Consider the following 14,508-nt stretch of genomic DNA (forward strand, 5'->3'; position numbering starts at 1 on the left):
AAAGCTAGTTCTTTAAAGGTTATAAAACCTTAAGAACTAGCTTTTTGTTATTGAAGAAGGTTTCCTTCATTTCTTGAGTTTCTTCTTGTTCCAGTCATGAGTAATACCACCATTACTAGGATACCAAGCACAATTAATATCATATAAATCATAGATATTGATATAACGGAATCACTCAAGCTTTGTTTATTCTCATTGTCTGCGGATATGGATAGGACATCTTCTTTCTCTTTAGAAAAAAGACCCATCTTTTTAGCTTTAGAAGTAATGCTATTATTGATGGACGTGACTGTTTGAGAGAAAAGTCCATCTTTTACATCTTCAAACTTGTTTTCCGCGTCCTTGGTAAACGTTAAACCTTTTTGTTCTTCTGGCAATCGTTGTTTTATATCTGTTAGTGACTCCTTCAAAACAGCATCTTCTTTATTATTGTTTTTTTCATACTGATTTGGAGTTAGTTCATTAATACTTTTACCGGCAAAAGCAGAGTTAGGTCCTAAGAAGATCAGGGAAACAACTGACATTATTAAAATCTGCTTAATAAGCTTCATGTGCCTGATCCGTATTATTTTTCTTAGGAGGCTTTCTCCATAATTGAACAGCATACGGAATCAATGACAGAATAGCAATGAGGCCTATTAAGAAGAAACAACCTATCCGATAATCATTATCCGCTCCATATTGAATGGACATGTAGATCGCAGACATTGGATCCTCATATTGGAAGTTAGGTGCGGCTAACGCAAGTAAAGGGCTGACAAAGAATAAAATTAGACCAATACTAGCCATCCATCCAACAAATGATCCTATATTAAAGGTTGACCGTACAAGTGTTGATGCAGCCGTTAACAACAGAATAGTAAAGATGGAAAACTGTATGGAGTCTGTATTAGATAAAGAGTATATTTCTAATCCAAACAAACTAATAACTAGTCCCACGATTAAGTTTAATAGTCCGAAAATAGAGTTTTTCACTAAAAACGGGAGTGGACTGAAATAATGACTAAAATAGCCGATTAGTAAACCACTAATTAAGATTACGATCAGAATTACCACTGGCGGAACAGCTTTCACAGCTTCAGATTCCAGCTGTGGATTATTACCCGTCACTTTTAACGGATTCGCTAGATATTCATAAACGTAACCGTTACTCTGACCATCTAAATACGTGTTCCCGAGTACATTGAATACATCATCTCGTACTAGTTTTGTAGATGCAACATTTGTGGTCCATTTTTCATTTAACACGGTTGCATCTTTTTGAACACTGTTAACTCTTCCTTGTAGTTCACCTGTGTAATTTACAACAGACGCTTGTCTTTCCCCTATTGATGCCATTAGATCATTAATCATTGCTACCTCTTGATTAATGCTTTGCTGATTTGTAATTAATTGTGAACCTTCACCAGTTGGTAATGGTTCATTAGATTGTAATTCCTGAAGCTTCATTAAAACATTGTTTGCACTTTCTTCAATTGAATAAATGTTGCCCATCAACTCTTGCTGCTGCTCATCTAGGCTTATTTGATAATCTTGTTTAAAAGTAGAAAAAGAATTCCCTAGACCCTTCATTTCTTGTTGAGTAACAGGAAACTTAGTTTGAAGTTCATCCCATTTTTCTTTTTCATCCTCACTCACATTTAATGCTTGTTGTACTCGATTGTTTAGATCAGCATTTCCAAGTACTGTTTCTTTCGTTGAAGCACCAGATCTCTTAAGTACAGACTCGTATTCGGTTAATAACCCATAATAAGAAAGTACACCGTCTAACTTCCCGTCTACTAAAGCAGGAGTAAATATTGCAGGATTTAAATTCTTATTAAGATCTAAAAGAACCAACTCCTTAGCACGAATTTCTTCAAATAATTTGGAGTTGTTTTCTTTTAATTTTTTATTTGCATTCATTAGATTGTTGTTTGATTCTACTAGTTTCTTATTCACCTCTAAAATCTCATTCCGGTTTAATAATAGAGATTCATAGGCCTGAAGTAATTTATCATATTCTATTTTCCAGCCATCCTGATTCCCTTTATTTTTTATTCTTTCTTTTACTTCATTTAATCGATTGGATAGATTTGTTAAATCTTCAATAGATTTAGTTATTATTGGATCTCTAGGTTCTGGAAGTGATTGTAGTACATTAATAATTTGAAGAAATTGCTCACTAATTTCAGTAAGCTTATTTAGTTCCTCTTCAAAGCTTGGTGATATTGGGGTTCCTGTATCTATAGGTATATCTGGGTTTGTTGGATTCCCTGGATTTTCTGATTCTCCACCTTCACCCGATCCTCCCCCACCTATTCCTGCACGTACTCTACTGATTTCTCCTTCTAACTGAAGGAGTTCTGTTTGTTGCTGTTGCTGAATATAAGCATCTATGATGTCATTATGAATGGTGGCCATTTCACTTTTTTGCCGATCTACTTGTTTATAACGTTCATCATTTAAAATTGAAATAGATTGGTTGTTCCCTTCCAACAATTCGTTAATCCCCGACATATTAGCTATAAATTTATCGCCCTGCTCACTAAAAACTTGTCTAGATTCACTTTGTCTAGCTGCAAAACTCTCTTTACCTGTATTAATGAACATTAGATTTTGCTGTTGTGCTTCACTTAGTAATTTTTGCTGATTCCCCTGGTACTCTTTATATACTTCAACATATTGAACAAAAGATGAGAGCGTTTGTTCAAACTGTTCTAAATTCCCTGCTCGTTTTGGGGATGTCTCATCCGCCTGCTTCATACTAGACTGAAGCTGCACAAGCATATCTTTCTGTCTTTGAAGTTCCGCAGCAAGTTCACCAGAACTAGGCTTATAAAAACTAATCATCGTCGTTTGAAATTCAATCTCTTTCTCAAGAATACGATCAAATTCTTTTCTGACATCCTCCATGTCTTGAGAAACGTAGTTCCAATATAATGATGTCATCTGTTTGTTTAACCGATTACCCGCAAAGTCCAACTCTCGTAATATCTTTTCTTTATTAACTGCAGTAAGCTGTGATTGAACCGTATATTGAAAGTCAGCTTTAGTCGGCTGAGCCTCATTATAGGTTAGAATATTAGATGTAAAGTTAGATGGAATGTAGACAACGGCATCATATTTATTACTTTTTAAGCCGCTATCTGCCGCACTTCTGCTGATTACGGTCCACTTATACTCTGATCCATCTTCCAAAATAGCAGGTACTTCCCTGCCTAATTGAAGTGGATTCTCTTCCTCTTCTGAACCAAGATCTTCGTTTACAATGGCTATTGATCGGGTGCCGTTTGCTTTTGCCTGCATGGGATTATCCCCAATGAAGTGCATAAAGAGCTGGGGAAACACTAGAATAATAGCTATCGCAAGAAACATCTTTATCCCATATTTCCATGAGTTCGTCATGTGTATATCTTCCTTTCAATGACACTTAGAGGAATTTGTATTTTTGTTTCTTTGCCATTTTCTACGTAATAACCGAAACCTGCATGAATATCTTCTTCTTTTCTGTTATAAGGCAAGGTATATAGACTTTGTTCAGATTTCTTCATCAACACGAGCGCTTGGCGTATTTGTTTTACCTCGTTTGTAAACAGATCAAATCCTTTTGTAATTTCATTGTTATTACCTGAGACAATGACATTAAATCCAAGATGGCTATAATTTTTCATGTATTTCGATAAGCGGTCCTGAATCATACTATCAGTTGTTTGAATGAACCTAGAATAGCCATCAATCACAAAATATAATGGTGTAAACGGCTGTTCCGATAGGGTTCCTCTTGATAATGCATCTAAGTACTCGCGCTCTCTTTGTTTAAATATCTCTTCAGATTCATCAAGCCACGCTGAAATATGTTCTTTCGTTTCAAGATAATCTACTTTTTCTTCTCCAGCATAATTAGAAAGGCCGCGGTCAACTGAATCAAACATACCTATTCTTTCAGTTTCTTGAAGAAGAATGGTATTTAACATGACTCTTAACGCATTTGTTTTTCCTTTTTGAGTCTGTCCTACAATGACGCAATGTTTATTTTTAAGAAAGTTCATATGAACAGGCTGCACAAACTCTTCATCAAGCCCGATTGGTAGTATACCTGACCTTTGGTTCCCTTTTGTATATTGAGTGAAGTTCACCATCGTTAGTTCAGAAGGGAGCATTGGAATCGGTTGAGGAGTTGCACTAGCTGAATACTTATCAGCGATTCCTTGAATATCTTTTTTCATATTTTCTAGTAGTTCGTAATCGTCTTCTCCACGAGCGGGCAAGTAAATTTGTGAGAAATAAGCTTCTTCTCGTTTAATGATTGCTCTTCCTGGTATGGGCTCTGGTGAAAAAGGAACCTTTCCAAGTACAGTGTAAGATTCTGATTGGTCCATTAAATAATGCACAATTTTCGTCTTCAGGTTATTCATTAGAGACTGCCTGATCGCGTTAATCCTTGTAGCAGTGAAAATCATATAGATTCCTAACGCTTGTCCATCACGTGCAAATTGTGTCATCTGCATCTCCAGGTCCTGCATCTCTTCTTTTACAAGATCGAAGTTATCGATTGTAATAAAAAGAATTGGCAGTTTCTCTTTATTAAGAGAGTTATACATCTTAATGCTGCTTACTTCGCTTTTTTGGAATTGTTGTTTTCGATCGGCAATCTCATCTTTTAAGAACCTCATAAACTTCTCAATTTTTCTCTCTTCATCCATTAAAAAATAATCAGCCGTATGAGGAAGCTGCCTTAGCGGCAATAGAGACCCGTTACCAAAATCAAAAAGATAATAGTGAATCTCTTCCGGACTTAACTTAGATGCCATTGATAATAAGAGCGTCATAACGGAATGTGACTTTCCATAGCCAGATGAACCGAAGATACCGATGTTTCCATCATCCATTAAGCGGTATATGTAAGGTGTTTGTGACTGTTTTTCTGGTTCATCTACCATTCCTAAATAGACTTCGTGATCTTTTTCTTCAAACTCGTTTAGATGGATTAAACGACTGTTTAATGGAGGGAGCCACGGACTATTTAGCTTTTTAATTCCCAGTGTTTTCTGCAATTCTTCAATCCGGTCGACGATAACGTCAATCTCTGCTTCAGTTTCTTTTTTATTTTTAGCGTTTGACGTTACTTCCGATAAGGGAATAAGACCTAAATCTGTTACAAGTGCTACTTCATCTTCATTTTCGATTGTTTCCTCCAAATATGGTGCACCGCTCCATGCAGATTGGAATAATTCGTATACTTCATTGTTACCAACTTGGAGATATCCTCTGCCTGTTATAGTAATAGAAGAAGCATCAGCATTTTTTATAATTTCTCTGCTGTCGGCCGCATCTTGAACCTTCAGTGCAATCTTGAAACGGGCATTACTCCAAATTTGGTCATCGATTACTCCACCAGGTTTTTGTGTAGCAAGTATAAGATGAACACCTAAACTTCTTCCGATCCTTGCAGCACTTACCAATTCTTTAATGAATTCCGGTTCTTCACTTTTCAACTCGGCAAACTCATCAGAAATCAGGAATAAATGCGGCATTGGCTCATTTGATTCTCCGCGCTTATAAAGGCTTGTATATTCATTTATGTGATTGACTTGATATTTGTCAAAAAGCCGCTGTCTTCTTTTCAATTCACTTTTTATAGAAGCTAGTGCTCTTGCAGTAAAGTTACGGCTTCCTTCAATATTCGTAATCGTACCTAAAAGATGAGGCATGTTTTTAAATGGTTGGGCCATTCCCCCACCTTTATAGTCAATGAGTAAGAAGGCGACTTCATAGGGATGGAAATTTACAGCTAGAGACAAAATGTACGTTTGTAAGAACTCACTTTTACCAGATCCCGTCGTACCTGCTAACAGTCCATGTGGTCCATGAGCTTTTTCGTGCAGATTCAGCTCTACAATATCCTCTTTGCCTTTTAACCCGATCGGTACGGCTAATGATTTAGAAGACTCTCTGGTCGTCCAATTATGTTCAATTGGAAGATCGACTACTTCATTAGCTCCAAAAAGTTCTAAAAAAGATACACTGTTTGGAATAGAGTTTGTCATTCCTACAAGATGATTTAATGTTCTTAAGGTTCGAGCGTATTTTTCGTTTCCTTCCCCATTATGATGATCAAGTTTAAACGGAATTTGAACTGCTTTCTTGTCCTCAATCAAGATGTCGCCAGTTGAGTCATTTATATATCGGACAAGAGTGTGTATGTTGTCACTCAGGCTCTCTTTTGTTTCAGCAGCAAAAATCACCGATATACCCAGATGCGAGAATTCTCCTTCTAAATATTCGAGCAATACGTGCTCAGTCATTATCTGCTGATCTAAAATGATAAATACCAAATGAGGTGAAAATCTTATTTTCTCTTTTCCATCACCTGCTTCTAAGTCACGTTCTCGGATTATTTCATAAACAGAGGACAATAATTGGTCCCTTGTCTGCTCGTTATAAATAAGCCCTTTAGCATGTGAATTTGGAAGTTGAAAATGTGGAAGCCATTTCAGCCACTCCCAATCGCTATAATCTTTTTCATTAAAAATGAAAATAAAACGAACGTCATGATAGCTATGGAAAAAAGCTAATTGCCCTATGAGCTGATGAAGTTCACTTTTCATAATCGATTCTTTTCCAATAAGTCCCATAGCACCAGTTGATAAATTAACAGTGATTGGGACGTTCTTAACTTCTTTATAAACCTTTTCCATTTTTTGCGACTGTTCTAATAAATGATCGATTTCCCTGTTCGCCATATCTCCACTGTTTAAAGAAAGAGTATAGCTTGAAGGAACGTTACCCGTTCCAATTCTAATCTGGAGAAAGTCATGACTTTCTGATGTTCGCTCCCAAATACGATCTGAAATCTGCTCTGTATAATATTTCATCTGCTCAAAAGGGGGATAATGATAGTGAAGTACTTTTCTTTGCTTATCTGCTAATTCTTCTAGTTCTTTCCGTTTATTATCTAGATATAAGCTGTATACTTTTTTACGTTTGATTTTTCGTTTTTTAAAATTCCCTCGCTCTTTAAAATACTGCACCGAAGAAGTGACAAGTGTAGTAGCAAACATCACCATCGAAATGATGATAAAGATTCCTCTCGGCTGTATGATGGCTACAATCCCCATAACAATCATCATTAAAAGAGGAGGCATGATAATTAACCAAAGTCCCTTATTTGGATTTTCTCCTTCCTGTGATGGAAAAGACAACGTGACCTTATCCTTTGGAAGTTCAAATACCATCCTGGGCGTTCTTCGGTAGTTGGGATATTTCTTGCTCATTTCAGAAACAGGTTTGTTGGCAATGGGCAGTTTTGAAGTGAATTCTTCCTGACTTGAGATCTGCAGCAAATCTTTTTCTATTAATTTAAGAGACATAAATGGCCAGAATAATAGATCTCCCACCTCAAAAGAAGTCAATCCTGTTATTTTATGACCATTCAAATACACTTGATCACTCTTAGGCGAGATCATCCATCTTTCTCTCGCTCTTATTAATACAAAAGATTCTTCTTCTGATACAAGATCCTTTGAATGATGAATAACGTGTGCATTATTTGTCGCTGCGAACGTATATTCTTTGTTAAACCCAAGATAAAAGGTTTCTTGGTGTTCAATATCCGGTGTCAAATAAAGTGATAATGTTTGGGTGCCATCAGATAAATCGTATGAAGCGTTCTCTGTAACGTAACCGATATTTATGCCGCTTTGAAGAATTTCGAGTTTCTCTCCATCTTGCTTTATCGTTAAAGATCCTTTACTAAAAGGAAAGTTTAAAACTGTGACAGTATCTTGAATGGCAGGGCCAATTGTCAGTGAACGAAAAGAGTCTTTTTTTAGATGTATGTGTTGGTAAGTCTTATCATGAAATACCCATAGTTTGTTCATACTTCACCCCCTCTAGTTTGCAGTTGCTGGTTTAGGCGCAGCTGCAGGATTCTTCTCCTTTTCAGCAGAGGCTGCTTCCTCTTTTGCCTTTTGCTCTTCAGCTTCTTGCTCTTTTTCTTCCTGCTCTTGCGCCAGTCTTTCTTCCTCTTCTACTCGAGCTTCTTCTTCTTTCAGCGCTTCTTGTTCCTGAAGATATTCATCGATCTCTGCTTGTACTTCTTTTATTTTTTGCTGTTTTTCTTCACTGCTCAATTCATCATCAGACTTTAATTCTTCACGATATTTAATGAGAGCGAACATAATAAGATCTTGATCCTCTAACGACCGAGCGATATCCAGTGCTTCCTTAGCGTTTCCTCTTCCAATATGAATCCAGTATTGAAAATAAAAAGGATCAGATTGTAAAGTAACAGTGTTCTGTATATTTCCTTTTTGCTCTTCAGTCAGCGATTCATTAATTATGTAAGATGAGGCAAGCTGATATTGAACGACATTAGGCATATCTTCTACTTCATAATCGGACATGACCTCAACGACATCACTGTATTCCTTCCCAAGAAAATGTTCATTGCTGCTAACAAACGCTTCCTGTCTTGGCTGTAGAAAAAACAAGGAGTACAGAGTATAGATGAGAGCAGGGATAAAGCAGATTAATAAACCTAACGCTGCATATCGAGTGATTCTCCACTTCTTCTGAGGAATAGTTAAAATCAATTTATCTTTCTCATCTAGTTCGTCTAATTTCTTCTGAATCAGTTGTATAAGTGCATCAATATTTTCGGCTTCTATAACTTCTTTAGCGACAGAAGATAACTCTATCGTTTCATGAAGCTTTAGATAATCCTGAAATGCAAATTTACCATCAACTACGAAGGCAACAGTTGCTTTCAGTTCTTTCCAAACTCTCTCATAGTCGGCCTCATAAGGAGGTATGCTCTCTTTTACTCCATAATGAAGAAAGGAAGGTGTTAAACTTTGATCAAAGACGATGTTTTCTGGACATACCACAAGGTGCAAACGCGTTAGCGCATGTTCCTTTACTTTTTTAACGAGCTGAAAAGCAAACATCCATTTACTTCTTTCATTTTTACTTTTTAACTCGGGAAAAAATCGATAACGGGCATGAGGGTGAATTTTGATTTTTAGTTCATCATCTTCTAATAAAATAGACCTTTGAATGTCAGAATCAAGTTCCTTCAACAAATCAATTTCTATAACATCATCTAGTTTTATTTTTTCTTTTTGAAACGCAAAAGTAATAGAATCCTCATCTCTGCTTATCTGGGATTCTAAACTTTGTTCCAAGTAGGTTTGATTTTTTTCAGTCATTGCTTAGCCCCCCTCAAAGGATTTCAAACCGGTCACCTGTCATTATTCCGTGCTCCAGCAGCTTTTGATTGCCGGAAAGCACTATATTTTTATTTGGGACACGCACCCAGAAGCCATCTCTAGGCGGAACATGAATCTGTTTTGTCTGCCATACAATATCAACTACTTTTTTGACAGAATGAAAGTTTGATAAACGAAGATCAAACGTTTCTCCCGTATAATTTTTTAGATCCACCGTAACTTCAATGTACATAAAATAATCACCTCAAAAAGTGAAGAGCGCCTATAGTGTTGAAGGCGCTCCTATAAAACATGACTTAAATAGTGAAGCTACCCTCTAATTTGGCTTGCGATTTGGTTATCAGCGTCTTCAAGAGCTCTAGAAGTATTGTTTAATTGTGTAGAGATGTCTTCGAGAAGCTGTTGCATTTGAAGAAACGATGGCTTTAATGATTCGTATTGCTGGCTGAAAGCTCTGCTTGCCTCCCCTTCCCACATTCCTTCTAATTGACTAATCATGGCATTCAATCTTGAAATCTGATCTCCCACCTGACTGCTTTCATTTGAATATCGGCCTGACATATCGACAAGCTCTGCGGGTGTAACGCGAATAATACCTGACATCTTCTTCTCTCCCTTGTGATTTTATTTTTATAAACAACGACCTATAAAGGTCGGTTGTCCCGAAAGTCCATTTGGATAAATACACCTATATTTGCCCTTTTATGGAAATTACGAAACCATAAATTTGAAAATTTACGATACTTTTTGCTTACTGAAAATGTTTTTAAAAGATTTATTAAGAACATCTCATCCTTTATTCCTAAGTCTGCAGTCTTTTTGTTTTTTCATAGACTGTTTATTTTGTTTGCGAATACAGCCTATATAAAATAAAGCGCATGGATAATCCCATGCGCTTTCTATTCTCCTCTCCACTAGGCTTACTTCATTTTTTCTCAACGTACTCCCTTATCACAAAAAAAGATATCAACAAACTGAAATAGAACATGCAATTAGATGCTAGGAGATTTCTATATGGTCGATAATCAGTTATGTGGTATGCGAGTGTTTCCCGTATAAATAAAGGCAGGGTCATTATAATAAATCCCGTTAAGGCAGCAATAATTAACCAGATTAAGGCCGGCATTTTTTTGTATATAAATATCATTAAAATCGGTAGAATGGTTAACAAAAGGATCCAGATTACTTTTGCGTCATCCATGATAAAACTATAGATAACAGCTGAAAGCAGGAGACTTGGAAGAGTAAGTAATGAAAGAATTAATAGAGAAAATGGAACAGGACTGAAGTAAAGCATATTTCTACTTTTAAATATAAGCATAATAATAAAGTACAGCGTTATGGCCATTCCTAGCATTTCTAGTATGTACATCGTGTAGATGATGATCTCTTCCCAACTTAGAAATAAATCGTTAAGATATTCATTTACTTTACGTTTGTCGTAGAGAAAAAACAGCCAACCAATTATAATCACAATAATCGGTAGATACCCTGTTATCCTGTAGATGACTGGATCAGTATCTCTCACTAATATTTTTTTCTTAGCCATAATTCATCTTCCTTTCAAACCAATAAACTCACTTACCTAAACGCTTACCCTACACAAAAGCCTGCAGATCCCAAAAATCTGCAGGCTTCCAATTAAATTCTATTATGATCCGCTTTCCAGTTCGTAATTGCTTGTTTGATCTCTTTTGGCTTCATGTTCTCTGCCGCTGCTTTTTCAGCTAAGCTCGGAAATTCCTCATCAGGTGCAAAACGCAGCGCCACAATCTGCCCGGGTGTAAGACCTGCATGTAGAAGTTTCCCTGTCAGCACGTAATAACGCAGGTTCTCTTCTGCACGAATAGCACGATCCTGAGCTTTTAGCGGGTACAGTCGCAATAAAGCAAACGTAACTAGCAGACTGCATGACATGACCAATAAAATTACGGCTAAGAACATATCCTCCGCTTTAAACAAATAAACAATACTCGCAATTAATCCCCCAAGCACTAGCAATGACAATACATAGTGATAGATTGGATGCATACGTGCATGATTTTTATAATTTTGTGTGTTCATATAGTTCTCCTCTTTCTTTTCAGCAATTTACTCCCACTTAAACGTAAAGCTTGCTACAATAAACGCTCCGATCAGCCATCCTCCTAGAATCATTGCTTCCATGCCAAGATCCAGTAAAGAAGCTCCAACGTTCATGGTTTCACGCAATGCATGGCTTAAATGAGCAATCGGCAAAATCTGTACGATTGGCTGCAGGAATTCAGGCATGTCTCTTATCGGAAAGAATACGCCACCTAGAAACAGCATTGGGAAAGACAAGAATCCCGCGATTGGTCCTGCACTCTCAGGCGTTTTTGCAATACCGGCAATAATAAATCCGATCGCCATAAACGCTAACGTTCCCAGCGTAACGAACGCGATAATGGTAAGCCATGAACCTCTGACTTCAATGCCAAATGCAAGCCAGGCTACAGCGAGTACAATCATCGCCTGTAAACCGTTCAGCATGAAACGAGCTGTAATCTGTGCGGCAATAAATGTAGATGCTTTAAGCGTCGTACCTTGCATTCGGCGGAGGATCCCCCGTTCACGCCAAGAAGATATCTGACCTGCAACACCGTTCATGTTATTGCTCATGATCATCATTGCCACAATACCAGGTACAAGGAAGTCGATGTAACGCAGATTTAGCGCTTCTACGCCTTTAGATTCTGTAACCACAACCGGCTGATAATTCACCTGTTTTTTACTGATTGAATCAACCGTATTATTAACGAGCTGAAGTCCGACCTGTGACATTGCCATGTTCGTTTCATTATAATAGATTGGCAGTTTAAATGGTTCTGCCTTATTTTCAGCCGAAAGACTTTCTCCATAACCTTTTGGAATGGTAATAACTAACGTTAAATCCCCTTTTTTCAGCTTATCTAATGCGTCTTTTTCATTAAAATTATCTTCTAGCGACACAACTTCAGTCTTTTTAAATTCTTCTATCAAGTTCTTGGACTGTTCACTTTGGTCTTGATCTACAACAGCTGCCGTGATTGATACACCGCTGCCATTTCCCAAGAACGAACCTAACATCACCATCAAAACGATAGGAAAAGCGAGTGTCCAGAACAGGACTTGACGGTTTCTGAGGAAGATTCGAAGCTGAGCCAGTGTTAGTAAATAGTATGATCTCATCCTTCTCTTAACCTTCTTCCTGTCATATGGATAAATACATCTTCAAGAGTTGCTGTTCTCGTTTGTAAGTCTACGAGTTTAAGTTCTTTTTCAGAAGCTAAAGCTATTAAACTTGTTAACGTCTTCTGCAAGTCATCCGTATACAAAACATGAACATCTTTCTGACTCCCCACTTGCTTCACCCCGTCAACCTCTAACAAATTCACATCCACTTCATCTTCGTTAAACCGGAATTCAACAGCACTATCCGACTGGAGATTTTTAACGAGTTCACTAGGCGTGTCCAGCGCAATAAGCTTTCCTTGATCCATGATTGCGATGCGGTCACATAGCACATGTGCTTCATCCATGTAATGAGTCGTCAGCACAACCGTTTTCCCTCTGTCTTTCAAGCGCAAAATAATATCCCACAAAGTACGGCGTGCCTGTGGATCAAGCCCAGTTGTCGGTTCGTCTAAGAATATGATTTGCGGATCGTGCACAAGTGCAAGTGCAATGGCCAGCCGCTGTTTCTGTCCTCCAGACAACCCTTTGATTCTGCTATTCTTTTTTTCTGTTAAAAGCATGTCATCAATTAATTCAGGAATTGAGATATGTTCACGGTAAAAACTTCCGTAGAGATGAAGAATTTCGTCAACCGTTAACAGCTCAAAAAGAGTGGTAGATTGAAGCTGTACGCCAATGACTTCTTTCACTTGATCAAGCTCTCTTGTAATATCAAAACCACCAACGATCGCTGTTCCTTCATCAGGCTTCCGTAGTCCAACCAGCATCTCAAGCGTAGTCGTTTTCCCCGCTCCATTAGGTCCGAGCAGTCCGAATACTTCACCATTATGTACGGAAAACTCACTGCCATCTACTGCAGTAAAGTCTCCATATCGTTTCACAAGTCTTTCAACCTTTATAATTTCTTGCTGGGTTTCCATTTTTCACTCTCCAAACATACACTTCACTGCTTTTTATTTTTGCTGCAACAAAACATACCTTCAAATTTTGTCCATAGCTGTTTAAGTGTCTCCATCCATTCACAGGCTCCGTCCATTGCCTCTGGCTGTATCGAATAGTAGCGATAACGCCCATCTTTTCGGTGCGTGACAAGACCTGCACTCTCTAATACTTTTAAATGCTTAGAGATGGCAGGCAGCGACATATCAAAAGGTTCCGCTAACTCTTGAACACTCCTCTCCCCAATTGATAGCTGCTCGATGATACTTCTTCTCGTAGGATCAGACAGAACAGAAAATACATCATTTAAATTATCGGATTTATATTTAACCATTTGGTTAAGTATAAATCCCACCTCACATATCTGTCAATTTATACCTGTCCTAGCTATACGTATATTCGACTTTCACAGTGGCAGTAATTCTATTCTCACCCGGCTGTATGGGAGTTTCAGCACTTTGTGCCAGCATAGCCGCTTGAAATGGAATTGGTCTAGGCGGAAGCTGTTGAGATATTTCTTGTACCACAACCGGAACAGGCTGCAGTGTGACACCCAATGTTCTTGCCATCGTAATTGCTTTTTGCTGAGCATTTTGTATCGCCAATGTTAACGCTTGGTTATAAAAAGCGTCGGGGTTGGAAACGGTGAACTGTATAGAAGAAACTGAATTAGCACCGCTTGCAACAGCTGTGTCAATCACCTGACCTGTCTTACGAATATCTTTTACTGTTACCTGCAGTTGATGCTCTACACGATAGCCTCTAAATATTTGCTGGCCATTTTCATAGTTATATTGAGGGTCGATACGATAACTAGACGTTTGAATGTCACTTTGAGAAATGCCGAGGGACAGCATCCCTTGTATGACAGCAGCTGTTTTATCTGCATTCTCTTTTTGCGCTGCACTTAGATTTTGACCTTCATTAATGACTCCTATTGTAATGATGGCTTGATCAGGTGTTGCTGACACAGTTCCTTCACCTGTTACAGTCATGCGGTTTGTCTTCGCTTGCCGATACAAATGTTCACTCATGGTATTTTGATATCCAGGGTAATACACGCAAGAATCCCCCTTCACTTTTCTATTCCATAAAAGCTATGCGTACACCTATATAAAAAGAAGAAAAAGCATCTGACACGTTTGCGTCAAATGCTTTCTCT

General features: G+C 37.8%; 12 protein-coding genes. All 12 read right to left on the minus strand.

What is annotated here, in order from left to right; translation table 11 throughout:
- Positions 1–47: 47 nt before the first annotated feature.
- Positions 48–551, minus strand: coding sequence for a type VII secretion protein EssA (essA, locus tag QUF49_RS18840; protein ID WP_289497219.1), 504 nt, complete (start codon positions 549–551; stop codon positions 48–50).
- Entirely contained in the window at positions 538–3,387 is a 2,850-nt protein-coding gene (esaA, locus tag QUF49_RS18845) for a type VII secretion protein EsaA (protein ID WP_289497220.1), read from the minus strand. The genes essA and esaA overlap by 14 nt, the downstream gene beginning before the upstream one ends.
- On the minus strand, positions 3,384–7,862 hold the full coding sequence (essC, locus tag QUF49_RS18850; protein WP_289497222.1) for a type VII secretion protein EssC: 4,479 nt from the start codon (positions 7,860–7,862) through the stop codon (positions 3,384–3,386). Before essC ends, esaA begins: the two co-directional genes overlap by 4 nt.
- 12 nt (positions 7,863–7,874) lie before the next feature.
- The gene (essB, locus tag QUF49_RS18855) at positions 7,875–9,191 is read right to left on the minus strand and encodes a type VII secretion protein EssB (protein WP_289497223.1); all 1,317 of its coding nucleotides are present in this window, start codon (positions 9,189–9,191) and stop codon (positions 7,875–7,877) included.
- A 13-nt stretch (positions 9,192–9,204) separates the two neighbouring features.
- A complete protein-coding gene (locus tag QUF49_RS18860; RefSeq protein ID WP_289497224.1) occupies positions 9,205–9,444 on the minus strand; it encodes an EsaB/YukD family protein in 240 nt (79 codons plus the stop codon).
- A gap of 77 nt (positions 9,445–9,521) precedes the next feature.
- The gene (locus QUF49_RS18865) at positions 9,522–9,815 is read right to left on the minus strand and encodes a WXG100 family type VII secretion target (protein WP_289497225.1); all 294 of its coding nucleotides are present in this window, start codon (positions 9,813–9,815) and stop codon (positions 9,522–9,524) included.
- 322 nt (positions 9,816–10,137) lie between these two features.
- The gene (locus QUF49_RS18870) at positions 10,138–10,686 is read right to left on the minus strand and encodes a hypothetical protein (RefSeq protein ID WP_289497226.1); all 549 of its coding nucleotides are present in this window, start codon (positions 10,684–10,686) and stop codon (positions 10,138–10,140) included.
- A gap of 167 nt (positions 10,687–10,853) precedes the next feature.
- Positions 10,854–11,276 carry a DUF6526 family protein gene (locus tag QUF49_RS18875; RefSeq protein ID WP_289497227.1) on the minus strand — a complete coding sequence of 141 codons (423 nt, stop codon included), beginning with the start codon at positions 11,274–11,276 and terminating at the stop codon, positions 10,854–10,856.
- A 27-nt stretch (positions 11,277–11,303) separates the two neighbouring features.
- Positions 11,304–12,401: an ABC transporter permease gene (locus tag QUF49_RS18880; protein WP_289497228.1), complete on the minus strand. Its 1,098-nt coding sequence runs from the start codon at positions 12,399–12,401 to the stop codon at positions 11,304–11,306.
- Positions 12,398–13,327: an ABC transporter ATP-binding protein gene (locus QUF49_RS18885; protein ID WP_289497229.1), complete on the minus strand. Its 930-nt coding sequence runs from the start codon at positions 13,325–13,327 to the stop codon at positions 12,398–12,400. The genes QUF49_RS18880 and QUF49_RS18885 overlap by 4 nt, the downstream gene beginning before the upstream one ends.
- 23 nt (positions 13,328–13,350) lie before the next feature.
- Positions 13,351–13,680, minus strand: coding sequence for an ArsR/SmtB family transcription factor (locus QUF49_RS18890; RefSeq protein WP_289497230.1), 330 nt, complete (start codon positions 13,678–13,680; stop codon positions 13,351–13,353).
- A 49-nt stretch (positions 13,681–13,729) separates the two neighbouring features.
- Positions 13,730–14,407: an SIMPL domain-containing protein gene (locus QUF49_RS18895; RefSeq protein WP_289497231.1), complete on the minus strand. Its 678-nt coding sequence runs from the start codon at positions 14,405–14,407 to the stop codon at positions 13,730–13,732.
- Positions 14,408–14,508: the final 101 nt, after the last annotated feature.

Source organism: Fictibacillus sp. b24 (genome assembly GCF_030348825.1).
Lineage (GTDB): Bacteria > Bacillota > Bacilli > Bacillales > Fictibacillaceae > Fictibacillus.